The sequence below is a fragment of the Tessaracoccus zhenghani genome, assembly GCF_054552775.1.
On the sequence record NZ_CM137275.1, the window covers coordinates 1,151,560 to 1,177,062 of the forward strand.

Here is a 25,503-nt window from a genome sequence, read left to right on the forward strand (position 1 = left end):
TCAGTCAAAAGTGGTGGGCAGATCGGGTGCCTCCGTGGTTGAGGGTGCCACGTTATAGCGTGGCAGCGCCAGCGAGAGGATGTTGTTCGTCACGGGCAGGGCCAGCCGGCTACCGAGGTTGCCGTTGCGCGGCCGGTCGAGGACGACATAGACGAGCAGCTGCGGGTCCTCGGCGGGCGCCACGTTCACGAACGAGGCGGTGTAGCCGTTGTAGCACTTGCACTGCGGGTCGAAGCGCTGGGCGGTGCCGGACTTGCCGGCGGTCCGGTACCCCGGGATCCGGCGGTTGTCGTTGAGCGTGATCACCGACTCCATCATCTCGACCACGGACGCGGAGGCCTCGTCCGAGATGACGCGGCGGCTCTCGGGCTGCGGCAGTTCGATCTCTGTGCCGTCGGCCGCCTTCGCGGACTTGATGATCACCGGCTGGTGGTAGGTGCCGCCGTTGGTCACAGCGGCGACCGCTGCGGCCATCTGCACGGCGTTGACGCTGAGGCCCTGGCCGAACGAGATCTGGTCGCGTGTGTAGTCCGGCATGTCCTTGGTGGGGATCTGACCGGTGGACTCGCCGGGCAGGCCGGTGCCGGGCTTGGCGCCCAGCCCGAACGAGGACAGGTAGTCGGTGATGGTCTGCTTCTCGAGGTCACGCGTGAGCATGATCATGCCGACGTTCGACGACTGCGCGACGATCCCGCGGGCCGTCAGGTTGAGGTCGCCGTGCGAGAAGGAGTCGCGGACCACGCCGCCGCCGGAGGCGATGCTGCCGGGCACGACCCGCTTGGTGTCGGGGGTCACCAGACCCTGGTCGGCCAGGGCCGCCATCGTCAGGACCTTCTGCACCGAGCCGGGCTCGTAGACCTCGGTCACCGCGCGGTTGCCGAGGTTGTCGCCGTCTGCGGCGCTGGGGTTGGCGGAGTCGAAGCTGGGGCCGTTGGCCAGCGCGAGGATCTCACCGGTGTGGATGTTCATCACGACGGCGGTGCCGGTCTTGGCCTGCGCCTGCCGCATGCCGTCGGCCAGGGCCTGTTCCGTCATCCACTGCAGGTCCGAATCCAGCGTCAACTCGTACGAGGCGCCGTCCACCGGCGGGGTCATGATGTTGGTGCCCAGCGGGATGCGGCCGTAGGTGGAGGCGTCGTAGACCTGCTCACCGGGGGTGCCCTCGAGGTGTTCGTCGAGCGCGTACTCCAGGCCGGCCGCGCCGTCGCCCTCGGCGTTGACGAAGCCCACCACGTTGGAGGCGACCGAGCGGTTGGGGTAGACGCGGATGGGATCAGGGGTGCCGAAGACGCCGTACCAACGACGCTTCCCTTCACCGTCCAGCCCGGCCTTCATGTCCGCCTCGATGGCGCTGAAGGTGGCCGCGGGGACCCGTCGGGCGACGATCTCGTAGCGGGAGTCCGGCGTGTCGATCAGCGTGAGGTACTTCTCCTTGCGGCCGCCCAGGTGCTTGGCGAGGATCTCGGCCACTGCGTTGGGCGCCAGCTCGGTCTCCTCCAGCTTCCGCTTGCTCATGGCGTAGCGCTTGTCCGCCCCGTTGGTGCGCACCATGTCGGGATCGATGGAGACGAGCATGGCCGGCTCGGTGCTGGCCAGCACCACACCGTTGCGGTCGAGGATCTCTCCCCGCGTGGCGGGCAGCTCCCGCTTCGACTGCATCTTGGCGGCGGCCTCGGCCGCGAACGCCTGGGAGTCGAGGCCCTGGAGCTGGACGGCCCGCACTCCCGCCACGCCGAGCAGAAGGGCGAACACCAGCATGAACACGCGGATCCGCACGGAGGAACGCCCCACGGGCAGGCGCACCGTCTTGCGGTAGGTCCGGGGTGCTCCGGCGGGCCTGGAGGTGCGCAGCTTCGGCTTGGCGGCGGGCTTCGCCGCGCTCGTGCGGCTGGACGCCTGCTTCTTGGCCGGCTGCTTCCTGGCTGACTGCTTCTGCGTGCCCCCCTGCTGTGACGGGCGCTTCTGGGATGGCCGCTTCTGGGCGGGGGGCTGCTCGGCCGGCCGCTTCGCACGGGGCCGCTTCTCCCCGCTCACTCCTGGGCTCCAGACGCTCCGACTGCCACCAGTTCGCTGTCCGAGCCGGGGTCCGCGGGTTGCGCCGGCCGGCTCGGGGTGGGCAGCACAGGAGCCGGGACGGGCTTGGTGGCGATGCCGCGCAGGAAGGGCATCTCGTCCTCGGTGGCCGGGGTGGGCACACCGGTCACGGTCCCGTCGGCTAGGTTGATGAAGGCGGGGTACGGGTTGGGGACCATTCCGAGTTCGCTGGCGCGCAGCGCGAGCGCGTTGGCGCTGGACATCCGCTGGATGTGCGACTCGAGAGCGGCCGACGTGTAGCTGAGCTCCGTCGCATCGCGGCGCAGGCTCGAGAGCTCACGCGACTGCGCGCCCACGTTGGTGGTCACGATCGTCACGCCGGCCAGACCGACGGCGATCAGGCCGAGGAGGATGCTGACGAACCCTACCGTCGAGACGGTGGCCCCCACAGACTGCGGAACCACCCCCAGCCTGGGCCGGGCGGGCGCAGCCGCGACCGGATCGTCGGTGGTGATGGGCTCGGCGCTCATGCTGCCTCCTTGATTCGTTCGGCCACGCGGAGTCGCGCGGAGGCCGCCCTGGGGTTGGCGGCGGTCTCTTCGGGGGTGGGTTTCTCGGCACCTCGGGTGAGCAGTGCCAGTTCTGCCTTGAGGTGGTCAGGGACCAGCGGCATGTCGCGGGGGCCGCGGTCGGTGGCCTTGGCGGCGAAGGCCCGCTTGACGGCGCGGTCCTCGAGCGAGTGGTAGCTCAGCACTGCCATCCGGCCGCCCAGGGCGAGCGCGTCGATCGCCGCCGGCAGCACGCCGTTGAGGGCGTCGAGTTCGCGGTTGACCTCGATGCGCAACGCCTGGAAGGTGCGCTTGGCCGGGTGGCCGCCGGTGTGGCGGGCCGCAGCGGGGATGGCACCCGAGATGGTCTCCACCAGCCTGGCGGAGGTCTCGAACGGGCGATGCTCGACGATGGCACGGGCGATGCGGTCCGCGAAGCGTTCCTCGCCGTAGCGCGAGAGGATGCGTGAGAGGTCTCGGGCGGAGTAGGTGTTGAGCACGTCGGCGGCGGTTGGGCCCTCCGTCGGGTTCATCCGCATGTCGAGGGGTGCGTCGACCCGGTAGGCGAAGCCGCGCTCGGTGCGGTCGATCTGGAGGGAACTGAGGCCGAGGTCCAGGAGGATGGCGTCGACGCTCTGGATCCCGAGGTCGTCGAGCACCTCGGGCAGTTCGTCGTAGACAGCGTGCACCAGGGTGGCTCGCTCCGCGAGGTCACCGAGTCGTTCGAGGGCGACGGCGTGCGCGTCGAGGTCGCGGTCGATGCCGATCAACCGGGCCTCGGGGCAGGCCTCGAGGATCGCGATGGCGTGCCCGGCGAGGCCGAGGGTGCCGTCGACGTAGATGGCGCCCGGCCGTGACAGTGCCGGGCGCAGCAGATCGACGATGCGGTCACGCATGACCGGATCGTGCACGTCTGTGAAACCCTGCATGATGCTGTTTCGACCCTTCTTGAAAGCTGTGTTGTTCTGGTGGGTGCCCCCTCCAGTGGTTCCCTTCCGGGCCGGACCTGACATCGGGGAAGTGAGATCAGGGCCTGACCGGCCGGGAGCCACCGGGTGGGTCACAAGCCGGTGAGTGCGACGAATTCGTCATCCATCTCGGAGAAACCCTCCTCGCTGGCCTGGGAGTACTCGTGCCATGCCTGGGCGTCCCAGATCTCGGCGCGCTCTCCGGCGCCGATCACCACGACCTCGCGATCCAGGTTCGCGTACTCGCGCAGCGGGGGCGGGATGGTGATGCGCCCCTGCTTGTCCGGAACTTCGTCGCTGGCCCCGGCCATCAGCATGCGCTGGTAGTCGCGGACCTGCTTCACGGTGCTGGGGGCGCTCATGAGGGCGGACATCTTGGCCTCGAAGGTGGCCCTGGGATACACCGCGAGCGACCTGTCCTGCGCTCTGGTGACGACCAGGCCGTGCTCGAGCGCGTCGCGGAACTTGGCGGGAAGGATCAGCCGGCCCTTCTCGTCGAGTTTCGGTGTGTACGTCCCCATGAAAAACATGCGATGCCAGGCCTCCTTCCCCCACTTGTCATCCACTTCGCTCCACTGCGCACCACGGTACCCCACTTTCCCCCACCAGCCCACCACTTTTTGTCGGTGGGTTGTGCTTGTTCGCCCTTTTTCTGCTCGGGAGTCGTCGAGCGGCACGCCTGTCCTCCATCTGGCAGGAAGTGGCTAGGTTGTCGAGCGACACTCGTGAAGGCTTCCGGGCACGGTTAGTCTTGGTGTGCTTGCCGCACGAACATCGAGGAGCCTTCCGGTGAACCAGCCCGCCACACCGTCACTGCATGAGGTGTCCCAACTCGCCAGCCGCATCGCCTCGGAGATGGCGCGCGTGATCGAGGGCAAGCCCCACCAGATCCGCATGGCCGTGATCGTGCTGCTGGCGGGGGGACACCTCCTGATAGAGGACGTCCCGGGCGTGGGGAAGACGGTCTTGGCGAAGTCGCTCGGACGCGCCATCTCCGGCGACGTCAAGCGCATCCAGTTCACGCCGGACCTGCTGCCCAGCGACGTCACCGGCGTGTCGGTGTTCAACCAGTCGACGCGCGAGTTCGAGTTCAAGCCCGGCGGGATCTTCGCCCACATCGTGCTGGGGGACGAGATCAACCGCGCCTCCCCCAAGACGCAGTCCGCCCTGCTCGAGGCGATGGCGGAGAGCCAGGTCTCGGCAGACGGCAAGACCTACCAGCTGCGTCAGCCGTTCATGGTCATCGCCACCCAGAACCCCATCGAGATGGAGGGCACCTATCCCCTCCCCGAGGCCCAGCGGGACCGCTTCATGGCCCGCATCACCATGGGGTACCCGGCCCGCACCGCCGAGGTGGCGATGCTCACCCACCACGCCAGCGGTGACCAACTCGCCACGGTCAGCGCCGTCACGGACGCCGCCTCCGTCGCCGCCGCCATCGACGCCATCCGGGGCGTGTTCGTGGCTCCGGTGATCAACGACTACATCGTCAGCATCGTCGAGGCCACGCGCCAGCACCCCGACCTGCGGCTCGGCGCCAGCCCCCGCGCCTCCCTGCACCTCATGCGAGCGGCCCGCGTTGAGGCGGCTCTCGGTGGGCGCGACTACGTCATCCCCGAGGACGTGCGCTCGCTCGCCGCCGAGGTGCTCTCCCACCGGGTGCTGCCCACCGTCGAGGCCCAGGTGGCGCGCCGCGACCCGGCAGACATCATCACGTCCGTGCTGGCCTCGGTGCCCACCCCCGCCAGGAGCTGACCCGTGCGTCGAGGCACCCGGCTGACCGGACGCGGCATCACGCTCCTGCTGAGCGGCGCGTTGGTCATCGGCGGCGCCGCCTACATCGGCGAGGTCGACGTGCTCTGGGTCGGCCTGGTGATGGCTGCCCTGCCGCTGCTGGCGCTGGGCTACCTCGTCCTCGCGCGTCCCCTCGTGACGCATGAACGCTCCCTGACCCCGCCCACCATCCCCGTCGGCACGTCCACCAGGGTGGTGCTCCACGTGCTGAACCAGTCGCCGGCCCAGGCGTCGGCGCTGCGCTTCCACGATGGCGCCGACGCGTCGCTGGGCGGCGGCGCGTCCTTCGTCATCGCGCGCGGCTTCGGCGAATGGAGCCAGGCGGTGGGCTACACCGTCGAGGCGCTGCGCCGCGGCCGGTTCAGCGTCGGCCCCCTCTGGGTTCAGGCCGGCGACCCGCTCGGACTGGCGCTGCGCGGCTTCATCGCCAAGGGACGCGATTCCGTGCTCCGCGTCACGCCGCGCATCTGGCGGCTCGACGACCTGGCCGGGGGCGCCGGGCTCGGCAGCGCCGGCGACGCCACCCCCCAGCGGATCGGCTCCGCAGGCGCCGACGACGTCCTCGTGCGTGAACACCGGCACGGCGACGACATGCGCCGCGTGCACTGGAAGATGACGGCCAAGAAGGACGACCTCATGGTGCGGCTAGAGGAGCACCCGTGGGATCCGTCGAGCACCCTCATCGTGGACACCCGCCGCAGCGCGCACCTGGGCGACGGCGCGGACAGCTCCCTCGAGTGGGCCGTCTCCGCGGTCACCTCCGTGGCCGCCCTCCTGAGTGAGGGCCGCCACAAGCTCGCCATCATCGCCCCCTCCGGCCGCGTCTTCGAGACGGGGCACAGCGTGGGCGAGGCCTCGCGCCAGTTGATGATCGAGGCGATGACGGACCTTCCCACCTCGGAGGAGACGTGGCTCGGCTCCGCCGTCGACGACCCTGAGCTGCTGACCTCGGTGGCCTCGCTCGTGGCCGTGACCGGCCTCCTGTCGAACGCGGATGCGGCCGCCCTCGCCGCCGCTGGCGGACGGGCGCGCAGCCTGATCGCCCTGGCTCCGGACGCCTCGGCCTGGGACGCCGAGCACGACGAGCACCGCGAGGCGATCAGGTTCCTGCTCGGCCGGGGTTGGCGCGTCGAGACGTTCCGCCCGGGCGAGCCCGTTCCGCAGGTGTGGCAGCGGGTGACGACATGAGGTTCACCCACCACCCGTTCTCGCACGTGATCGTGGCCGCTGCCGTGTGGTTGTCGATGCTGCCGCTGTCCACGCTGGTCTCCGACACCCAGCAGGTGTGGGCGCACGCCTGGTTCATCCTGGGCGCGGCCGGCACCGTCGGGCTCGTCATGGGGCTGCTGCGGGCGCCGCGGGCGCTGGTCCTCTTCGTCCAGCTGCTCGTGATCCTCGGCGTGCTCGCCTGGCGCGGGTTGGCGCTGGCGCCCCGGGGGGATCCCCTGGCCTCGCTCCGGGCGCTCACCGCAGACGGTGTCGAGGTGATCCGCACCGGCGTGCCGCCACTGGAGCCGGAACCCGGGTTGGTGTGGCTATGCCTCATCCTCGCGGCCCTGCTGGTGATCATCGTCGAACTGCTGGTCAACGGCCTCGAGCAGCCCGCCTGGACGATCGCGCCCCTGGCGTTGACCTACGGCGTCGCGGCGCTCGTGCGCATCGACGACCTCGACTGGCTGCTGCTCGTGCCCGTCGTCGCCGGCTTCATCGCCATCCTGTTGAGCTCCACGGGCGCGGGCGAAGCGGCGGGCCAGGCCTCCCGTGCGAGCTCCCACCACCTGTCGCGGGTGACCGTCGGGTTGGCGTTCGGCGTTGCCGCGCTGGTGGTGGCGATCCTGGGGTCGGCCATGGTGCCCCTGGGAGACAAGCGTCCCTGGACTGAGGGTGGCCAGGACGGCCCCATCCAGCTCAGCGACCCCACCGTGCGGCTCGACCAGGACCTGCGCCGCCCCACGGACAGCCCGGTGCTGACGTACCGCACGAGCACCGGTGGGCCGGTGTACATGCGCACCGTGGCGCTTCCCAACCTCAGTTCCTCCGGCGCCGGACTGGTGCCGATGTCGCTCAGCCGCTCGGGGCTGGACGGAGACCACGACTTCCCCGGCGAGCAGGTGACGGTCGACGTCCAGATGGACGCGGTGCCGTCCGAGTACCTCCCCGCCCCGTTCGCGGCGACCTCCTATGACGCCGACGGCGCGTGGAGTCACGACCCCGACACGCTCGCGATCGTCGCCTCGGGCCCGAACCGCACGCAGCAGACGGTCAACCTGAGCTACCGCGTCGAGTCCACGCTGCCCTCCCCCACGCGCGAGGAGGTGTCGCAGGCGAACGCCGGCAGCCTACCGAGCGCCGTCACGCGCGAGGTCCCCGCCGGGCTGAGCCCCGGCGTCACCGCCCTGACCAGCGACGTGGTCGCCGGCGCGACCACCGCGGGCGAGAAAGCCCTGGCCATTCAGCGGTTCCTGCGCTCCGACGCGTTCCGCTACACGCTGGAGGCTCCGAACACCGCCGGGACGGACACGATCTCGAGTTTCCTGTTGGACGCCCGCTCGGGTTACTGCATCCACTTCGCCGCCGCGATGATCACCATGGCGAGGATCGAAGGCATCGACGCCCGGATGGCCGTCGGGTTCGTCCCCGGTGAACAGCAGGCGGACGGCAGCTACCTGGTGACCTCGCACGACGCCCACTCGTGGCCCGAGTTGTACTTCGAGGGCCTGGGCTGGGTGCCGTTCGAGCCCACCCCCGCGTACCAGGGCGACCCGGAGTACGTGGATCCCTCGGCGATGCAGCCTGCCACGAGCCCTTCGCCGTCGCCCACGCCCAGCGCGGCGCCCACCCCGCAGCCCACCACGGTGCCGCCCACCCTGCAGCCGGTACCGACGGCGCCGACCACGGTGGACGATGGCCCGGGGCCGGTGGTCCGGGGGCTGCTGATCGCCCTGCTGGTGCTGCTGGCGCTCGCCCTGCCCGCACTGGTCCGCCTGGGGCTGCGCGCCTCGCGTCTGCGGCCCGACGGCGACCCCGGCCAGGCGACCGACCGGGCTTGGCGGGAGGTGCAGGCCATGTTCGCCGACTACGGCCTGCGCTGGCCCGAGGGTTCACCCGGACCGGCCGGCCGGGAGGCAGCGGAACAGTTGTCGCCCCGGGGCGCGGAGGCGCTCGCCGCCATCGCCGCGACGGTGGAGCGCAGCCGGTATTCCCGCGACGGCGCGCCCGTCACCGAGCTCCCCGCGGAGGTGGGCACGCTACGCAAGGCGCTCGCCGGCCAGGCCACCCGGGGAGCGCGCCTGCGTGCCGTGCTGCTGCCCGCGTCGCTGTGGCGGCTGGGCCGGTAGCCAGATTGCTCTTGGGGTTGACGATTCCCCGGCATAGAATGGTCGCCACCGGTAGTAAGGGAGAAGGCCATGGCGCTGTCTGAACAGGAACAGAGGCTGCTGGAGCAGCTTGAGGCGTCGTTGAAGGCCGAGGACCCGAAGCTGGCCGACGCACTCAGCGGTACCACGCAGGTCAAGCTGCACCGTCGTCGTGCGGCCATCGCAGGGCTGGTGTTCATCGTGGGCGTCGTGGTGCTGCTCGTGGGCGTGCAGGTGCATCCCGCCGTCAGCATCGGCGGCTTCCTGTTGATGCTCGGCGGCGCCCTCGTGGGAATCAGTTCCTGGCGGCGCGTGTCTGACGACGCGCAGCCCAGCCGGCCCGGTTCAGGCGGCCCCCGCACCTCCCCCGGCGCGGGATCAAGCCAGGACTTCATGGACAAGCTCGAGGAGCGCTGGCGTCGACGTCAGCAGGGCGACCTCTGAGGCTCAGACCAGCTGCATCGTGGTGATGCAGGTGGGGTCTTCGACGCCGGTGGAGATCTCCTGCGTGGCGGACTTCCCGTCATGGCCCACCGTGATGGTGGCCCGGATGCCTGCGGGCAGCCAGAAACCGGCGAACCCGTTGTCATAGGTGGTGACCGTCTCATCGACGAGTTCCTCACCCTCTGCCGTGACGATGGACACCTCGATCTCCTGACCGGCCAGTTCACCCTGACATGAGGCGAGGTTGTGGTTGTAGCACTCGTGGGTCTGAGTCAGGTAGGGCGCCACGGAGAGATAGAAGCCCTCGTCGACGGGCAGCGTGACCTCGGCGCCGGTGTCATCACTCAGAACGAGCTCTCCCGGGCGGACGGAGCCGTAGGGGCCGGCCTCCCTGTCGTCGTTGGTGGCATCGAGGCTGGTGACGATCTCGCGTACCGACCTGCCGTCGAGGTTGTGCTCCGCAAGGAAGTCCGACTCGGCGGACGCCGACGTGGTTGGGGTTCCGACAGGCGCCGGGGCGCCGGAGCAGGCCGCGACGACGGGCAGCAACGCGGCTGCGGCCACGGCGATCAGGGTCTTCTTCACTGAGGGTCCTCACATCTGGTTGGTGGTGCCCACGATACCGGGGTGGGGTACCGGGATTGCCCGGGGGGTGGGGATTGCCGCGGGTGGCTTGGGATCACGAGGCGTGGAGCGCGGGCCGTCGGGTGAGTCTGGCCCGCTGCACCGCCTTCGGGCCGAAGCGCAGCACCGCCCTGTCCACCGCCTGTTCCGCCTCGCTCCAGCCGTGCGCCGGCTCGTCGAGGGCGGGCTGCTCGTAGGTGGTGGCCTTCGGCACGAGTTTCTCCATCCGCACGCCCACCCGCCGGATACGGGCGCGCTGCAGGTTGAGTTTGCCGTAGAGCCGCATGGCCTCCGCGTAGACGTCGTTGGTGCGGTCTGTGAACGCCTTGAGCGTGCCGGTACGGGTGATGGTGGTGAAGTCTGCGAACCGGACCGACAACGTCACCGTGCGGCTCACCATCTCCTGCGCCCGCATGCGGGCGGCGGTACGCTCCGCCATCCGCAGGATCTCCGTGGCGACGATGGCGGCGTCGTCGGTGTCTCGGGCGAACGTCTCCTGCGAGCCGACGCTGTGCTCCGCAGGCTGACGTGCCAGCACCGAGCGCTCGTCGCGGCCCCAGGAGAGATCGAACAGCATGGCACCGAGGTTGTCGCCCATGGCGCGCTGCAGGGTGGCCCGGGGTGTGTTCGCCAGGTCCCGTACGGTCTCCAGCCCCAGCTTGCGCAGTTTGCCGGCGGTGACCTCACCCACTCCCCAGATGGCGTCGACAGGCAGCGGGTGCAGGAACGCGATCACGTCCTGGGCCCGCACCAGACGCAACCCGTCCGGCTTGGCCTGCTTCGAGGCGAGTTTGGCGATGAACTTGTTGGGGCCGATGCCGACGGAGCACGCCACCCCCTGCTCGTCCATCACCTGCGCACGCAACTGTTCCCCGACGGCGACCGGGTCCTCGCCGAGGCGGCGCATGGCGGTGGTGAGGTCCATGAACGCCTCGTCGATGGAGGCCATCTCCACCTTGTCCGTGAACGTGTCGAAGATCTCCCCGATGCCCGTGGAGACCGCGCCGTAGTGGTCATGGTCAGGGTGCACGACGGCCACCTGGGGGCACAAGCGCCGGGCCCTGCTCGACGGCATGCCTGCGCTGATGCCGTAGCGGCGTGCCGGGTAGTTGGCCGACAACACCACTCCCCGGGTGGAGCCACCGACGAACATGGGCACGTCGCGCAGCTCGGGGTGGCGCGCCATCTCGACCGAGGCGTAGAACGCGTCCATGTCCACGTGCACGACGACCTGCGGGAGGCCGCCCGTGGAGGCTTGGCTGCGGGCGGTAGACATGGGGATCACCTTCCTGAGCTTCCGGGGCTGGAGTGCCACAGTTTGCGCGGGGCATCCGCGGCACCGGTGCCCGCCGGTTTGATGTCTGAGTAGGGGGACTGCTTGAACCCGCTGGCATGCACCAGCACCCGTCTCCGACCCATCCCGCCGGCACGGGTGTGGTTCTGCGGATCCGGCGGCGGTTCCTCGCCGTCGGCCGGGAGCGGGGGCTCTGGCGCGGCTTGGGGTTTCTCAGCAGGCTTCCACTCCCCCACCAACGAGTAGCCCTGGGGTACCTCGTCGAGGATGGCCGTCACCGCGGCGATGGCCTCAGCTTCCGTCGCCCCCTGGTCCAGCGCAGCGCGCCAGGCCGCGTCCAGGGTGCCCAGATCCCAGGCGCCGGTGGCGCGGATGGAGAGGCCGCGGGTGCCGGTGCGCCGGATGAGCCCCCGCACCAAGAGGATCCACGACGCGAACACCGTGGCCGCGTACGGGCCCTGGACGTCCTCGAAGAAGGTGGTGTCCACCGGGCCGGTGGAGTCGTCGAGGGTGAGGAAGATCACCCGCCGGCCGGAGCGCACCGGAGGGGTCTGGGTGGCCACCTTCACCCCGGCGACGAGCACCTCGTCGCGGTTGCGGCGCTGCAGCAGCGTGCGGGAACTGGCCGCGCCGATGGCGCGCAGCAACGGAAGGTAGCGCTCCATGATGTGGTGGCTGGCGTCCAGCCCGAGGATCTCGAGTTCGGCCTTGAGCCGCTGCTCGTCGTCCATCTCCGCCAGGCCTGTGGGCACCACGTCAGTGGTGGGTTCGGCCTCCTCGTCGCCGAAGCTGAACGCGCCCTGCAGCGCCCCCACCCGGCTGTCGGCGCGGCGTTCGCGGTGCAGGTCTGCCAGCGCCAACAGGAGGTCACGCCGGGTCACCTGGGTGCGCCGCTGGACGGGGGCGCGCCGTCCGATGCCGTAGAGACGGTCGAATGCGCCGGCAAGGATGAGCCGCTCCACGACGGGCTCCGAGACGTTCGCGCGGGACCAGAAATCCGTCAGCGACGTGTAGGGCCGGGCGGCCACGATCTGGCGCATCTCCTCCTCCGCGATGCCCTTCACATCAGACAGCGACAGCCTGATCCCCCAGCCCTCCACCCGGGGCAGGCCGTCCGTATCTGGGCCTGGGCGTTCGTAGCCACTGAGCGCCGGTGCTGAGGGATGCTCCATCGCCAGGTTCTCCGGCAGCCGCACCGTCTCATCGGCTCCGGCCACGTCGTCGAGCGGTTCCGCCCGGTAGTCCTGCACGCTGCGGTTGACGTCGAGGCCCAGCACGGCGATGTTCATCCGGCGTGCCTCCTCCAGCAGCAACCGCTTGGGGTACATCCCCGGATCATGCGTGAGGATGCCGGCCAGGAAGTGCGCGGGATAATGCCGCTTCAACCACGCCGACTGGTACGTGGGCAGCGCGAAGGCAGCCGCGTGCGCCTTGCAGAACCCGAACGAGGCGAACGCCTCGAGGATGGCCCAGATCTCCTCACACATCGGCTCCGGGTAGCCGTTGGCCAGCGCCTTCGGCACGAACCACTCCTTGACCTTCGCCTGGCCCTCACGATCTCCCAGCGCGCGGCGCACCTCGTCGCCCTGGGCCAGCGAGCAGCCGGTGACGATGGAGATGATCTGAATGATCTGTTCGTGGAAGACCACCACCCCGAAGGTCTGCTCGAGGGCGGGAATGAGGCTGGGGTGGAGGTACTCCGGTTCCGTCCAGCCCTGCCGGGCCTCGAGGAACGGGGTGACCATGTCCGACTTCACGGGGCCGGGCCGGAACAGGGAGATGTCGACGATGATGTCGTGGAACGTCTCCGGCCCGAACTTGCCCACCAGTTCCCGCTGGCCGGGCGACTCGATCTGGAAGCAACCCAGCGTGGCGCGGTGGGCGATCATGTCGTACACCTCGCCGTCATCGAACGGGGCGAGCGCGTCGATATCCGGCGCCGGGCCTGCGGTGCGGCTGATCTCCGTGAGCGCGTGGGCCATGGCCGACTGCATGCGGATGCCGAGCACGTCGAGCTTGAGCAGGCCGAGGTCTTCGACATCGTCCTTGTCGAACTGGCTCATGGGGTAGCCACCGAAGCTGCGCTCCAGCGGGGTGCGCTGGCCGAGCGAGGAGTCGCTGAGGATCACGCCGCAGGGGTGCAGCGCGATGTGTCGGGGCAGCCCGTCGAGCGATTCGACCAGGGAGAACAGCATGTCGAGACGCTCCTCCCCCAGCCCCGCGGCCCGGAGTTCCGGGAGGTCACGCAGCGCCGCGCGGGCGTCGCGGGCACGGATGTGCGGGAAGGCCTTCGCCATGGCGTCGATCTCCACCGGCGGGAGGCTGAGCGCCGCGCCGACATCGCGCACGGCGTGGCGCACGCGGTAGGTCTCGATCATCGCCACGCACGCCACTCGCTGCTCGCCGAAGGTGGCCAGGATCTTGTCGTAGACCTCCGTGCGGCGCGCCGATTCGACGTCGAGGTCGATGTCGGGCAGCGCCACGCGCAGCGGCGACAGGAACCGCTCCATGATGAGCCCGTACTTGATGGGGTCCACCCCGGAGACGCCCAACGCGTAGTTGACGAGGCTCCCCGCTCCGGACCCGCGCGCGGCGCAGCGGATACCCAGGTCCCGGATGAGGCCCACCACGTCTGCCACGGTGAGGAAGTACGACTCGAACCCCAGCTTGCCGATGACGGTGAGTTCGTCGTCGAGGCGTTCCAGGGCCTGCCTGTCCAGCGTGCCGTAGCGCTCGGTGAGGCCGGCCTCGCAGCGGGCGCGCAACACGCCGGCCGCCTCCTCCGCGGTGGTGCCGAGGGTCTCGAACTCCGGCAACCGGATCTCACCCAGACCGATGTCGCCGATGGGGTCCAGCATGCACCGCTCCGCCAGGCCGCGGGTGGCGGCCAACAACGCCGACGCATCAGGCCGCCCGGCCAGCAGCGCGGCCTCCCCCGCGGCCAGCGTCATGGCGTCGGTGCCCTTGAGGTGACCCTCCGCGTTGCGGCGGTCGATGTTGCGCACGTCCAGGGGGACGAGGCGGCGTGCCGCGTCGAGCACATCGACGGTGGCGGCCTGCTCACGTCGGGCCATCCGCACCATGTTGGTCAGCACCACGGGGATGCCCAGGCCGTCCCCCAGCCTGATGAGGCCGGCGGCCTGGTGCGCCGAGGCGACTCCGCGGCCCCCGGTCTGGTGGTTGGTGGCGGCGAGGAACAGCCCCTCCCCCAGCTCCGTGCGCCACTTCCGCACCTCGTCGGCGGCCTCGGTGGGCCGGCCGGCGACGAGCAGCTCACCCGGCTGCGAATCCGCACCCAGGATCACCACCACGTCGTGGCCGGCGCAGTGCTGCGCGATGATCTCGCGGGTCACCACCGGGTCTGCCCGTTCCCCGGCCTGCTGGGCCGCGGTGATGAGCTGGCACAGCGTGCCCCACCCCGAGCGGGAGGTGGCCAGCACGACGGCGCGCGGGAGCCGCGCGTCGCGCAACTGGCCACCCCGCGCCGCAGTGGGCCTGCGGCGGGCCAGCCAGCCGTCGGGCCGCACCGCGAGATCAACGCCGACGATGGGCGCGATGCCCGCGGACAGGCACGCCTTGGCGAAGCGGACGGCACCGTAGAGGCCCCCGCGGTCTGTGATGGCGAGCGCGTCCATGCCGTGGGCGACGGCCTCCGCCACCAGCGCGCTGGGGTGGGAGGCGCCGTACTGGAAGGAGTAGCCGGAGGCCACCCTGAGGTGGGGGAACATCAGTCGAGCACCGCCTGGAGCACCCAGTTCTCCGCGCCGACGGTGCGGGCCAGTTCGTAGACGCCCCGGTGGCGGCCGTTGCCCGCCTCGACGCGCCAGACCTCCAGCTCTCCGAGGAGATCCGACCCCGCCGGCTGGTCGACGCTCTCGCCGCGGGCGGCGCGGGCCTGCTGCCCCGCCCACCACGGCGTGGCGCGGCTCCACCGGGCCTGCACCTCTTTGACCAGCAGCAGCCTGTCGCGCCAGATGAACTGTCTGGGCTCTTCTCTGAACAACACGAAAATGGGGTCGTCGTACCTGCGCATGGGGGCCACCTCCCGGGGAAAGTTCGAATAGAACACATGATGTTTTTCGACCCGGGAACCCCGGCCCGGCGCAGGGGTCGAAGCCGCGCCGGGCCGGGGTGGCCCCTCACCTCACGCTTGATACGGACCAGAGCTTCCCCGAACTAATCGAACAAGCGTGCGGTGATCTTCACTATAGATCGCCCGTCCGACAAAAGAAAAGGGGCGCCGGCGATCCGTGCGCAGGTGCCCCGACGCCCGGCCGGAGGGGCGCCGACAGCCCGGGCGCGAGGCCCTACGATCATTCCTATGCTCATCGTCAGAGGCGCCACACTGGCCGGCCTGGCTGCCGCCGCGCGGCTGGCCAGGCTCGGGCATGAGGTGACCCTGGAGGCGGCCGGGCACACCGTCGACCCGCTGCCGCAGACCATCGTGCTGCCCGCAACCTGGCGCGACCTGTTCAAGAAATCCGGCGCCCACCTGGTCACCGCGCTCAACGGCGCGGGGCTGGCCCTCACGGAGGCGCCAGCGCGCCGCTACCACCTCAGCGACGGCACCACGCTCGACCTCCCGGCGGAGCGGGGTGCGCAGTACCACGCCTTGGCCGCCGCTTTCGACCCGGAGGAGGCGGCGCGCTGGCGCGACCTGCTCGACGACCTGCTGCCGGTGTGGGAGGCCTTCCGCCGGCACGCCCTGGAGGGCACGGAACCGGTGCGCACGAAGCAACAACGGGCCTCGCTGTGGCTCGACCGCAACGTGGTCGACCTGGCCGACAGGCTCCGGACGCCGCTGTCAGAGGTGGTGCTCTCCCTGGGCCTGGAGAAGCCGGGCACGGCCGCGCTCCCGCTGCTGCTGGAACGGATGTTCGGCCGCTGGCAGGTCACCGACGACGCCGGGGCCCCGCAGCCCGCCGAGCGCCTCGTCGACCTGCTGCGCCAGCGGGTGGCCGAACGGGGGGTACGCACCGTCGACTCGCACGACGGGCCGGCCGACATCGACTGCCGGCCCCACGTGCTGAGGCCTCATTGGTGGCAGCGCCGAGCAACTCTCGGCACCCCGATCGACGACGGCCGGCAACTTCGCGCCTCCGCCACCTCACCCGCAGGTGCGGGCCCCTGGGGGCAGTTGGCGAGCGCAGCCCTGGCCGGCTACGCGCTGCATGAGCGGCTCACCGGCGAGGACGCGCGCCCGACCAACAAGGCGTTCACGCCGCCCCGGCTGGGGCGCCGGGGCTAGGGCCGCGTCGGCCGGCGCAGCCAACCCCACAGCAGCAGACCCGCCACCACCACCACGGCCCCGACGACGGCGAGGTCGGGGACCCGGAGACCCACCTCGCGCAGCCAGGACTCGAGGTGGAACTGCTGCGTCGCGTCGAGGATGCCGCCGATGCCCGCGGTCGCGTCCGTGGTGATGAACAGCACCCCGACGCCGATGAACAGCAGGCCGGAAACGAGACCCAGCGCAGAGGTGGTGAACGGGCCGACCCTGACCGGGCGGGGCCTGAGCCGCTCCCCCAGCCGCAGCCGGTCCCACAGCAGCGCCAGGATCACCAGCGGCACCACCATCCCCGCGCCGAACAGCGCGAGCAGCAGGCCGCCCCGCACGGCGTTGCCGCCCACCGCCGCGACGGTGAGCACCGCGCCCAGCAGCGGCCCGGTGCAGGCGCCGGCCAGGCCATAGGTCATACCGAGCAGCACCGCCCCGATGGGGCCCTTGGGGTCGCCACGCTGCGCGAGCCCGGGGATCGGCAGCCGGATGCCCAGCGCCATGATGAGGCCGAAGAGGATGAGCACGATGCCACCGACGAGTGCGAGGGTGTCGCGGTGCCTGGTGAGAAGGCCGCCCAGCGCCCCGGCAGCCAGCCCCAGCGGGACGAGCGTCAGCAGCAGGCCCACGTAGAACAGCGCGGTGCGCCCGATGAGCCGGGCCCGCTGATCCCCGAAGGCATAGGCGAAGAAGGCGGGCAGCACCAACGCCGCGCAGGGGCTGAGGATCGCCGCGATGCCGCCGAGGAACGCCCCCGCATAGCCGATCGTCATCCGAGCTTGGCGGCCTCGGCCTCGATGACGCGCTCGAATTCGGCGATCGGCTGCGCGCCGGTGAAGAACTGGGTGCCGACGACGAAGGCCGGCGTGGCCGACACACCCATGCCCTGCGCCTCCTGCGAATCCGTGAGCACGGCCTGGCGCAGTGCGGGCTGCGCCCAGTCGGCCTCGAACTGGGCCGCGTCGAGGCCCAGATCGGCGACGATGCCCAGCACCAGCTCGTCGGGGATGTCGGGGTGCCCCTCGTTCGGAGTGGCGGAGAAGATGGCGTGCTGGAACTCGAAGTACTTCCCCTGCAGGCCGGCGGCGCGCGCTGCGGTGGCGGCCTTGACCGACTCGTCACCGAACAGCGCCAGGTCGCGGAACTCGATGCGGAGCGTGCCGTCGTCGATGTACTTCTGCAGCAGGGGCAGCGTCTCCTCGGCGAAGACGGAGCAGAACGGGCAGCGGTAATCGGCCCACTCGGTCAACACGACGGGGGCGTCCAGTGCGCCCATCGCCATGGGGTCACCCTCCAGGCGGCGGGGGAACTCATCGCGCACCCACTGCTCGTAGCCCGCCTGGTCGGCACCGGCGTCGGTGCCCTCCTCCGGCGGCGGGGCGGCGGCCGGATCCTCGGGTGCCTCCGTGGCCGGCAGTTCGGCCACCGGAGCCTCCGTGGTGGGAGTGCCGGCCGCCGGCGCCTCAGCGCCGGGGACCACCGCGGGAGCCGCACTCTGCTCGAGCGGCCGGGTCTGCGAGAACGCGATCAGCGCGACCACCAGCACCAGGAACAGGCTCAGCACGATCCACTTGTCCTTCGTCATGGTCATGCGTCCGGTCTGCCGGGGGCTGTTCATGGTTCACTCAAATCACTCTGGCGTCACTGTGTTCGCCCCCACTCTGCCCCATCCCCGGGAAGGCCTCCAATCCAGGGTCGGCCAGGCGGGCGGCCCGCCGCTGTCCGGACGGTTCAGGCGGCGTTCATGCGGGGGTAGTAGGGTTGACTGTCTGTCTTTCACGGAGGAAGGTCTGATTTGACCACCACATCGCGCGCTGACCTGGAACGCGAAATCGCCCTGGAACAGGCTCACGTCGACAGGGTCTACGCCAATCTGACCACCGCGACGGCGAGCGCCAAGAACCTGGCCCAGCAGGGCAGGGAGATCTTCCTCTCCGACCGCACCGATTTCCTCCGCGAGGAGGACGGCACGGCGTTGTTCGAGCGCGACGCGTTCGCCTACCAGGCCGCCAAGCGGCTGGCGATCCTGGACGCGGAACACGAAGGCCTCGTCTTCGGACGCATCGACCTCACCACCGACGAGGTCCGCTACATCGGTCGCATCGGCGTGCGCGACGAGGACTACGAACCGCTGGTGATCGACTGGCGCGCGCCCGCGGCCGAACCGTTCTACCGCGCCACGCCGGCGGAACCCATGAAGGTCATCCGCCGGCGCGTGCTGCGCTGCCGCGACGACAAGGTGGTCGGCCTCGAGGACGACCTGCTGGATTCGTCTGCCGAGACCGACCTGCCCATCCTCGGTGAAGGCGCTCTGATGGCGGCCCTCAGCCGGGCCCGGGGCCGCACCATGCGCGACATCGTGGCCACCATCCAGGCCGAACAGGACGAGGCGATCCGCGCGCCGTACCAGGGGGTCACGATCATCGCCGGCGGCCCCGGCACCGGCAAGACCGTGGTCGCACTGCACCGCGCCGCCTACCTCCTCTACACCAACCGGGCGCGGCTCGAGAAGGGCGGCGTGCTCGTCGTCGGCCCCTCAAGCGTCTTCATGAACTACATCGAGCGGGTGCTGCCCAGCCTCGGTGAGGACTCCGTGACGCTGAAGGCCATCGGTTCGGTGGCCTCCGACGTGTTGGGCTTCAGCACGGAACGCGTCGACCAGGCGGCAGCCGCCACCATCAAGGGGTCGCTCGCGATGCAGAAGGTCCTCAAGCACCTCGTGCGCGCCCCGCTGCCGGAACACGACGTGGACTCCGTGCGGGTCACGGTCAAGGGTGAAGTGCTCGGGCTGGGCGCGAGGGAACTGCACCGGATCCGCGAACAGGTGCTCTCCAGCGTCAAGCTCAACAAGGGCCGCCGCATGGCGACCGACCTGGTCGCGGCGGCACTCATCCGCAAGTTCCCGGGCGATGTGGAGATCGAGCCACAGGAACTGGAGGCACAGGTGCGCGAACACCCCAGCCTCCACGCCTTCATGCCCCGGTGGTGGCCACTGCTCAGCGCGACGCGGGTACTGGCCCGACTGGCCGACCCCGCCGTCGTGGCAGAGGTCGCCGCTGGCGAGCTCGACGAGGACCAGCGCGCCTGCCTCGTCTCCTCCTATCGTTGGCTCGAGGCCGCTGACGAGGGCGACGAAATCGTGCGCGGTTGGTCCGTGGCCGACATCGCACTGCTGGACGAGCTGATCCACATCCTGGGCGTGCCGCCCGAGGACGTCGACAAGGAACCCGACGTCTTCCTCGAGGGCGGCGCTGTCGCCGAGGTGCTCACGACGGCGGACCTGTTGCGGCACGAGAGGCACGTGGATCCGGATGAGGACCCGCACAGCACCTACGCCCACATCCTCGTCGACGAAGGCCAGGACGTGACGCCCATGCAGTGGCGGATGCTGCGCAGACGGGGGCCCCAGTCGTCGTGGACCATCGTCGGCGACCCCGCCCAGAGCTCCTACCCCAACCAGGAGGAGACCAGCCGGGCCCTCAACGAGGTCGTGGGGCGGGCGGCCAGCCGCACCTTCACGCTCTCGACGAACTACCGCTCCCCCAGCGAGGTGTTCGAGTTCGCCGCCAAGGTCATCACGAAGGTCTTCCCGGACGCGGACCTGCCCAAGGCGGTGCGCTCCACCGGCGTGGAGCCCAGCGTCGAGGCGACCACCACGGAGGCCCTGCCACGGGCGCTGCGCGAGCACCTCCTGTCGGTCGCGGCGAAGGTCAACGGAACCATCGGCGTGATCGTCCCCCCGTCGCGGTTGCGTGCCGTGCAGCTGGGCGTGTTCCAGGATCCCCGCCTCGCGGCGTTCGAGGACCGCCTCATCGTGGTGACGGCGCTCCAGGCCAAGGGCCTCGAATACGACGGAGTGCTGGTGGTCTCGCCGGACGAGATCATCGCGGAGTCACCGGGCGGCGCCCGCGTCCTCTACGTGGCGCTGACCAGGGCGACGCAGAAGATGATCACCCTCGACGTCGACACTTCCCAGTGGCGGGCGCTGCTGGACTAGGTCTCCAGCTCAGGAGAGGTGCTTCAGCTCGGCCAGGATCTCGCGCGTGGCCTTGCTGCGGTTCTGCGTGAAGAACTGCAGTCCGGGCGCGCCGGCGTCCAGCAGCGTGCGGCACAACTCGAGGCACGTGGCCATCCCGATCTCGCGCACCTCCTCCTTGGAGGCGGCCGAGCGGAGTGCTGCGACGAACTTGTCCGGCAGCGCGCGGCCCGACAGGCCGGCGAAACGCTCGATCTGGGAGATCACGGTCAGCGGCATGATGCCCGGGATGATCGGGATGCTGCAGCCCAGCGCCCGCACCCGGCGCACCAGGTCGATGTAGCTCTGCGCGTCGAAGAACAGCTGGGTGATAGCGAACTCCGCCCCCGCCTCCACCTTGGCCAGCAGGATGCGGTCGTCGAGTTCGGGGTCGTCGGTGGTCTCGTGGGGGTTCGCGAAGGCCGCGACGCCCACGCAGAAATCGCCCTGTTCCTTGATGAAGCGCACCAGTTCGGTGGCGTTGGCCAGGCCGTCTGCGTGCCGCACCCACTCGCCGCCGCCCGGCATGTCGCCGCGGATGGCCAGGATGTTGGTGACGCCCACGTCGCGGTAGGCGGCCAGCGCCTCGGCGATGTCGGCCTTCGACTGGTCCACGCAGGTCAGGTGCCCCACGGTCAGCGGGCCGTTCTCCGTGGCGATGCGGCGGGTGGCGTGGATGGTGCGGTCGCGACGCGAGCCCGTGGCTCCGTACGTGACCGACACGAAATCAGGCTCCAGTGGCGTCAGGGCCTCGACGGCGCGCCACAGGACGGGCTCCTCCTCCTCGGAGCGGGGAGGGTAGAACTCGAAGGAGAAAAGGGGACCCTGTGCGGCGGAGAGCAGCTCCCCCACCGTCGTGGGCCGTGAGATCGTCGACGGCATGTACCCACCATAGGGAACGCCGCAACGCCTCGACTAAGCTGCCCACGTGAGCACCCCGTTTGATCCGAGCTCCCCGCTGAGCGCGCCGCTGCTGTCCGCCATCGGCGAAACCATCGACCGGTTCCTCGACGGGCAGGAGGAGTTGCTGGACACCATCGGCTCCTCGGATCTGCTCCCCGTCGCCCGTGCCGCAACCGCCGGTGGCAAGCGGCTGCGTCCCGCCTACTGCTACTGGAGCTACGTGGCCGCCGCCGGGCAGCCGACGCAGGCCCGGTCACTCCTCGACGTCGCGAGCTCGCTGGACCTGCTCCACGTGTCGGCGCTGGTGCACGACGACCTCATCGACGCCGCCGACACCCGTCGCGGCCTCCCGTCCGCCCACAAGCAGTTCGAGTCGCTGCACGCGGCGCGCGGCGGCCGGGGGTCGGCCACCGACTTCGGGGTGTCGTCAGCCATCCTGCTGGGCGACCTCCTCCTCATGTGGAGCATCGAGCTCGCGGACGGCTCCGGTGCCCCGGGCCTCGATCGCGCCCGGCCGCTCCTCAGCGCCATGCGGGCCGAGGTAACCGCCGGGCAGTTCCTCGACGTGAGCGCCCAGTACCGCGTCACCGGCGCCACGTCGGTGGCCGACGAACTCGACGTGGCCCGCCGCGTGCTCGAATACAAGACGGCCAGCTACTCCATCCGGCGCCCCTCCCAGATCGGCGCTGCGCTCGGTGGCGCCGACGCCCAGCTCCAGGGCGCCCTGGCGGAGTTCGGTTCCGTGATCGGCCGCGCCTTCCAACTGCGCGACGACGTGCTCGGCGTCTACGGCAGGCCGGAGGTCACGGGCAAGCCCTACGGAGGCGACATCCACGAGGGCAAGCGCACGGTCCTGGTGCTCACGGCGCTGTCCCACGCCTCACCCGACGAGGCCCGCGAACTGGGCGGGCTGCTGGGCGCCGAGGGCCTCACGGACACGGACGTCGACCGGGCCGCAGAGCTGATCGAAGCCTCGGGTGCCCTGGCCCACGTGGAGGCCGTGATCGAGGAGAACATGCGCCACGCCCTGGCCGTCCTCGACGACACCCAGATGACCGCGGACGGCCGCACCGCTCTGGCGGGGCTTGCCGAGCGGAGCGTCAGACGTGCCCACTGAGCTCTCCGGGCTCACCTCCACACAGGTCGCTGAACGCGTCTCCTCCGGCCGGGTCAACCACCTGCCATCGCGCTCCGGGCGCAGCACGGCAGGCATCGTGCGCGCCAACGTGCTCACCCGGGTCAACGCCATCCTTTTCGTGCTGTTCTGTCTGGTCCTCGTCACGGGCAACCTTCTCCAGGGGGCGTTCGGCCTGCTCATCATCGCCAACTCCGTCGTGGGCATCGTGCAGGAGCTACGCGCCAAGCGCATGCTCGACAACCTGGCCGTGGTGGGCGAGGCCCACCCCATCGTCGTGCGCGACGGCGAACGCACGCGGGTCACCCGGGACGAGGTGGTCCTCGACGACCTCATCGCGGTGGGCCCCGGCGAACAGATCGTCGTCGACGGGTCCGTGGTGGCGGCCGACTACCTGGAGGTCGACGAATCGCTGCTCACCGGCGAGGCCGACCCGGTGGCCAAGCAGCCGGGCGACGGGGTGCTCTCTGGGGCCTACGTCATCTCCGGCACCGGGCTGTACCGCGCGGAGAGGGTGGGGGCCGACGCCTACGCGGCGCAACTGACCGCCCAGGCGGCCAAGTTCACCCTTGTCTCCTCGGAGCTGCGCCAGGGCATCAACCGGATCCTCCGCTGGGTCACCTACCTGTTGGTCCCCGTCGCCGCGCTGTCCATCTTCGTCCAGTTCAACCAGCCGGACACCACCTGGCAGGAGTCGGTGCTGCGGATGGTGGCCGTGCTGGTGCCGATGGTGCCCGAGGGCCTCGTGCTGCTCACCTCGATGGCCTTCGCGCTGGGCGTGATCAGGCTCGGCCGGCGCCAGTGCCTGGTCAACGAACTCCCCGCGATCGAGGGCCTGGCCCGGGTCGACGTCGTGTGCGCCGACAAGACCGGCACGCTCACCCAGCACGCCATGACGCTGGGCGAACTCCTGGACCTCACCGACGACCCGGGCCACACCCGTGTGGTCCTGTCGCAACTGGTGGCGGCCGACGACGCCCCGAACGCCTCCGTGCAGGCCATCGCCGCGGCGATCGCGGCCGCCGACGATCCCTGGCCCGTCGAGGCCCGGGCTCCGTTCACCTCCGCCAGGAAGTGGTCCGGCGTCAGCTTCGCCGGCGAGCGTGGGCACTGGGTGCTGGGCGCGCCGGAGGTACTGGCAGGCCATGACGAACTCGCCCGACGCGCGGAGCAGATCGGTGCCACCGGCCGCCGGGTCCTGCTGCTCGCCCGGGCGAAGCAGCGCGTCGATTCGCCCCAGGCGCCCGGGGAGGCGAGCCCCGTCGCGCTCCTGGTGCTCGACCAGCTCATCCGGCCGGACGCGGCGGAGACTCTCGCCTACTTCCAGGAGCAGGGCGTGGCGCTCAAGGTCATCTCCGGCGACAACGCCGCGTCGGTGGCCGCCGTCACCCGCTCGCTGGGCGTGGCCATCGGCGACGTCATCGACGCCCGGACGCTGCCCGGGGCGGGCGAGCAGTTCGACGACGCCGTCGACGCCGTCGATGTGTTCGGCCGTGTGACGCCCGAGCAGAAGCGCCAGATGGTGGGTGCGCTGCAGGGCCGCGGCCACACCGTCGCCATGACGGGCGACGGCGTCAACGACGTGCTGGCGCTCAAGGATGCAGATCTCGGCGTGGCGATGGGCTCCGGCGCGCCGGCCACCCGCGCCGTCGCCCAGATCGTGCTGCTCGACGACAAGTTCGCCACCCTCCCCCACGTCGTCGCCGAGGGGCGCCGGGTGATCGGCAACGTGGAACGCGTGGCCAAGCTCTTCCTCACGAAGACTGTCTACGCCATCGCGCTCGCCCTGGTCCTCGGGCTGATGGGCCTTCCCAACCCGTTCCTGCCGCTCCAGATGACGGTGGTGGGGTGGTTCACGATCGGCATCCCGGCCTTCCTGTTGAGCCTCGCGCCGAACCGAGAGCGGGCGCGGCCCGGGTTCGTCTGGCGGACCCTCTCCGTGGCTATCCCCTGTGGCCTCATCGTGGCCGGCGTGACCATCGCCACCTACGTCACGGCCCGCGGCTTCGGCATGGTGCCGGATCCGCACCAGGAGCAGGCCTCCACCGCGACCCTCATCGCGCTCATCCTGACGGCCACCTGGGTGCTGGCCGTGGTGGCGCGTCCCTACTACTGGTGGCGGGTGGGCCTCGTGGCGTTCGCGTACGCCTTCTACTTCCTGGTGTTCGCGCTGCCCTCCCCCCGCCGCGCGCTGGGGCTGGACATCACGAACACGGCCGAGATCACCTTCGGCGTCGTCGCCGGGCTGATCGGGATGGCGCTGGTGGAGCTCACCTGGTGGGTCACCAAGATCATCCGCCGGGAACGTGCCGACGTCTGGGCTCAGCCGAAGGCGGCGCTCCCGTAACCGGCGGCGCCGGGATCCGCCGTCCAGGCGGCCTTCAACGCGTCCGCGATGGCCTGCGCCTCCACGAACGGGTCTGCAGCCGTGAACACGGCCGTCGAGACGACGGCTCGGCGCGCGCCTGCGGCGAGCACTGCGTCGACGTTGCCCGACGAGATGCCGCCGGCCGCGAACCACACCGGGCCGGCGGGCAGCGCCAGTGGCGGATACTGCGCCGCCATGTCCGCGACGGCGGCGCCGGCCCCCTCGCCGTCGACGGCCGGGCCGACGAAGGCGAAGTTCCATGGATCCCCGTCGACCTTGTCCGCGTCCTCCGCACCGTCGATGGAGCGGCCGAGCAGTGCGAACTCATGGGGCCGCTTGATCCCGAACGGACGCCACCCGGGGCGCTTGAGGAAGACCACGTCAGCGCCGCTGGCCTCGGCGACGTCGAGATTGTCCGCCGCGATGAGCGTCTGCAAACCGAACAGCCGGTTGCGCGCCACCCGGATCCCCTCCGCCGCTTCCTCGACCGTGCGCTCGCCCCTGGTCAGGACCAGCAGGTCTGCACCGTGGGCAGCGAAGTCTGCGGCCTCCGGGCCGGAACGCTCAGGTGGGACCACCAGGGCGAGACGGGCCAGGCGCAGTCTGGTGTGAAGAGACAAGGGTGCAGTCACAGGGGCAATCTACTTCGTCGGGGAGGCCACCGGAAGGAGTTCGGCGACGTGCCCGCGCGCCGGTGGCGGAGGCTTCGGCCGGGCAGCCTACAATCAGGAGAGCAAACGGG

General features: G+C 70.6%; 20 protein-coding genes. 8 read left to right on the forward strand and 12 right to left on the reverse strand.

All coding sequences use genetic code 11. The annotated features are described in order from the left end of the window. The 4 genes from ACX1DX_RS05590 to mraZ form a co-directional block, all read right to left on the reverse strand. Positions 1-1,758, reverse strand: a complete 1,758-nt coding sequence (locus tag ACX1DX_RS05590; RefSeq protein ID WP_076059386.1) for a peptidoglycan D,D-transpeptidase FtsI family protein — start codon at positions 1,756-1,758, stop codon at positions 1-3. Between the two features lie 272 nt (positions 1,759-2,030). Next, on the reverse strand, positions 2,031-2,564 hold the full coding sequence (gene ftsL / locus ACX1DX_RS05595) for a cell division protein FtsL (protein ID WP_076058293.1): 534 nt from the start codon (positions 2,562-2,564) through the stop codon (positions 2,031-2,033). Then, the gene (rsmH, locus tag ACX1DX_RS05600) at positions 2,561-3,511 is read right to left on the reverse strand and encodes a 16S rRNA (cytosine(1402)-N(4))-methyltransferase RsmH (protein ID WP_459397901.1); all 951 of its coding nucleotides are present in this window, start codon (positions 3,509-3,511) and stop codon (positions 2,561-2,563) included. Before rsmH ends, ftsL begins: the two co-directional genes overlap by 4 nt. Before the next feature lie 131 nt (positions 3,512-3,642). Next, positions 3,643-4,080: a division/cell wall cluster transcriptional repressor MraZ gene (gene mraZ, locus ACX1DX_RS05605; protein ID WP_076058288.1), complete on the reverse strand. Its 438-nt coding sequence runs from the start codon at positions 4,078-4,080 to the stop codon at positions 3,643-3,645. A 259-nt stretch (positions 4,081-4,339) separates the two neighbouring features. On the opposite strand from mraZ, the gene ACX1DX_RS05610 reads away from it, so the two are divergent. The 4 genes from ACX1DX_RS05610 (at position 4,340) to ACX1DX_RS05625 (ending at position 9,144) form a co-directional block, all read left to right on the forward strand. Further along, positions 4,340-5,305: an AAA family ATPase gene (locus tag ACX1DX_RS05610; RefSeq protein ID WP_076058286.1), complete on the forward strand. Its 966-nt coding sequence runs from the start codon at positions 4,340-4,342 to the stop codon at positions 5,303-5,305. Positions 5,306-5,308: 3 nt separating this feature from the next. Further along, the gene (locus ACX1DX_RS05615; RefSeq protein WP_459397902.1) at positions 5,309-6,532 is read left to right on the forward strand and encodes a DUF58 domain-containing protein; all 1,224 of its coding nucleotides are present in this window, start codon (positions 5,309-5,311) and stop codon (positions 6,530-6,532) included. Continuing rightward, positions 6,529-8,682, forward strand: a complete 2,154-nt coding sequence (locus tag ACX1DX_RS05620; RefSeq protein ID WP_459397903.1) for a transglutaminase-like domain-containing protein — start codon at positions 6,529-6,531, stop codon at positions 8,680-8,682. The genes ACX1DX_RS05615 and ACX1DX_RS05620 overlap by 4 nt, the downstream gene beginning before the upstream one ends. A 69-nt stretch (positions 8,683-8,751) precedes the next feature. Further along, the gene (locus tag ACX1DX_RS05625) at positions 8,752-9,144 is read left to right on the forward strand and encodes an SCO2097 family morphological protein (RefSeq protein ID WP_459397904.1); all 393 of its coding nucleotides are present in this window, start codon (positions 8,752-8,754) and stop codon (positions 9,142-9,144) included. Between the two features lie 3 nt (positions 9,145-9,147). Here ACX1DX_RS05625 and ACX1DX_RS05630 read toward each other — a convergent pair whose 3' ends face one another. The 4 genes from ACX1DX_RS05630 to ACX1DX_RS05645 all read right to left on the reverse strand — a co-directional run bounded on the left by ACX1DX_RS05630 (position 9,148) and on the right by ACX1DX_RS05645 (position 15,095). Further along, positions 9,148-9,729: a CueP family metal-binding protein gene (locus ACX1DX_RS05630; RefSeq protein WP_459397905.1), complete on the reverse strand. Its 582-nt coding sequence runs from the start codon at positions 9,727-9,729 to the stop codon at positions 9,148-9,150. Positions 9,730-9,823: 94 nt separating this feature from the next. After that, complete coding sequence (dinB, locus tag ACX1DX_RS05635) at positions 9,824-11,044, reverse strand: DNA polymerase IV (protein WP_459397906.1); 1,221 nt, start codon at positions 11,042-11,044, stop codon at positions 9,824-9,826. Positions 11,045-11,049: 5 nt separating this feature from the next. Then, entirely contained in the window at positions 11,050-14,790 is a 3,741-nt protein-coding gene (locus tag ACX1DX_RS05640; protein ID WP_459397907.1) for a DNA polymerase III subunit alpha, read from the reverse strand. Beyond that, a complete protein-coding gene (locus ACX1DX_RS05645) occupies positions 14,790-15,095 on the reverse strand; it encodes a DUF6504 family protein (RefSeq protein WP_076058270.1) in 306 nt (101 codons plus the stop codon). The genes ACX1DX_RS05640 and ACX1DX_RS05645 overlap by 1 nt, the downstream gene beginning before the upstream one ends. A gap of 288 nt (positions 15,096-15,383) precedes the next feature. Between ACX1DX_RS05645 and ACX1DX_RS05650 the strand changes: the two genes are divergently transcribed. Beyond that, positions 15,384-16,310, forward strand: coding sequence for a phytoene desaturase family protein (locus tag ACX1DX_RS05650; RefSeq protein ID WP_459397908.1), 927 nt, complete (start codon positions 15,384-15,386; stop codon positions 16,308-16,310). Here ACX1DX_RS05650 and ACX1DX_RS05655 read toward each other — a convergent pair. Together ACX1DX_RS05655 and ACX1DX_RS05660 are read right to left on the reverse strand one after the other, a co-directional pair. Then, a complete protein-coding gene (locus tag ACX1DX_RS05655) occupies positions 16,307-17,113 on the reverse strand; it encodes a cytochrome c biogenesis CcdA family protein (protein WP_459397909.1) in 807 nt (268 codons plus the stop codon). The two genes, ACX1DX_RS05650 and ACX1DX_RS05655, sit on opposite strands and share 4 nt — an antisense overlap. Continuing rightward, complete coding sequence (locus tag ACX1DX_RS05660; protein ID WP_459397910.1) at positions 17,110-17,931, reverse strand: DsbA family protein; 822 nt, start codon at positions 17,929-17,931, stop codon at positions 17,110-17,112. Before ACX1DX_RS05660 ends, ACX1DX_RS05655 begins: the two co-directional genes overlap by 4 nt. 204 nt (positions 17,932-18,135) lie before the next feature. Between ACX1DX_RS05660 and ACX1DX_RS05665 the strand changes: the two genes are divergently transcribed. Next, positions 18,136-20,337 (forward strand): HelD family protein, encoded by a 2,202-nt coding sequence (locus tag ACX1DX_RS05665; protein WP_459397911.1) that lies wholly within the window; start codon positions 18,136-18,138, stop codon positions 20,335-20,337. Positions 20,338-20,346: 9 nt separating this feature from the next. On the opposite strand, the gene ACX1DX_RS05670 is transcribed toward ACX1DX_RS05665, so the two are convergent. Continuing rightward, the gene (locus tag ACX1DX_RS05670; protein WP_459397912.1) at positions 20,347-21,237 is read right to left on the reverse strand and encodes a methylenetetrahydrofolate reductase; all 891 of its coding nucleotides are present in this window, start codon (positions 21,235-21,237) and stop codon (positions 20,347-20,349) included. A 46-nt stretch (positions 21,238-21,283) separates the two neighbouring features. Between ACX1DX_RS05670 and ACX1DX_RS05675 the strand changes: the two genes are divergently transcribed. Then, positions 21,284-22,375, forward strand: a complete 1,092-nt coding sequence (locus tag ACX1DX_RS05675) for a polyprenyl synthetase family protein (RefSeq protein ID WP_459397913.1) — start codon at positions 21,284-21,286, stop codon at positions 22,373-22,375. Next, complete coding sequence (locus ACX1DX_RS05680) at positions 22,365-24,740, forward strand: HAD-IC family P-type ATPase (protein ID WP_459397914.1); 2,376 nt, start codon at positions 22,365-22,367, stop codon at positions 24,738-24,740. The genes ACX1DX_RS05675 and ACX1DX_RS05680 overlap by 11 nt, the downstream gene beginning before the upstream one ends. On the opposite strand, the gene ACX1DX_RS05685 is transcribed toward ACX1DX_RS05680, so the two are convergent. Further along, a complete protein-coding gene (locus tag ACX1DX_RS05685) occupies positions 24,716-25,393 on the reverse strand; it encodes a thiamine phosphate synthase (RefSeq protein WP_459397915.1) in 678 nt (225 codons plus the stop codon). The genes ACX1DX_RS05680 and ACX1DX_RS05685 overlap by 25 nt on opposite strands. Between the last annotated feature and the right edge of the window lie 110 nt (positions 25,394-25,503).

Coding starts and splice junctions, on each gene's coding strand:
- mraZ (WP_076058288.1), bottom strand. CDS start 4,080: ATGTTTTTCATGGGGACGTACACACCGAAACTCGACGAGAAGGGCCGG.
- ACX1DX_RS05625 (WP_459397904.1), top strand. CDS start 8,752: ATGGCGCTGTCTGAACAGGAACAGAGGCTGCTGGAGCAGCTTGAGGCG.
- ACX1DX_RS05670 (WP_459397912.1), bottom strand. CDS start 21,237: ATGCCGTCGACGATCTCACGGCCCACGACGGTGGGGGAGCTGCTCTCC.
- ACX1DX_RS05640 (WP_459397907.1), bottom strand. CDS start 14,790: ATGTTCCCCCACCTCAGGGTGGCCTCCGGCTACTCCTTCCAGTACGGC.
- ACX1DX_RS05620 (WP_459397903.1), top strand. CDS start 6,529: ATGAGGTTCACCCACCACCCGTTCTCGCACGTGATCGTGGCCGCTGCC.
- ACX1DX_RS05655 (WP_459397909.1), bottom strand. CDS start 17,113: ATGACGATCGGCTATGCGGGGGCGTTCCTCGGCGGCATCGCGGCGATC.
- ACX1DX_RS05645 (WP_076058270.1), bottom strand. CDS start 15,095: ATGCGCAGGTACGACGACCCCATTTTCGTGTTGTTCAGAGAAGAGCCC.
- ACX1DX_RS05590 (WP_076059386.1), bottom strand. CDS start 1,758: ATGCTGGTGTTCGCCCTTCTGCTCGGCGTGGCGGGAGTGCGGGCCGTC.
- rsmH (WP_459397901.1), bottom strand. CDS start 3,511: ATGCAGGGTTTCACAGACGTGCACGATCCGGTCATGCGTGACCGCATC.
- ftsL (WP_076058293.1), bottom strand. CDS start 2,564: ATGAGCGCCGAGCCCATCACCACCGACGATCCGGTCGCGGCTGCGCCC.
- ACX1DX_RS05660 (WP_459397910.1), bottom strand. CDS start 17,931: ATGACCATGACGAAGGACAAGTGGATCGTGCTGAGCCTGTTCCTGGTG.
- dinB (WP_459397906.1), bottom strand. CDS start 11,044: ATGTCTACCGCCCGCAGCCAAGCCTCCACGGGCGGCCTCCCGCAGGTC.
- ACX1DX_RS05650 (WP_459397908.1), top strand. CDS start 15,384: ATGCTCATCGTCAGAGGCGCCACACTGGCCGGCCTGGCTGCCGCCGCG.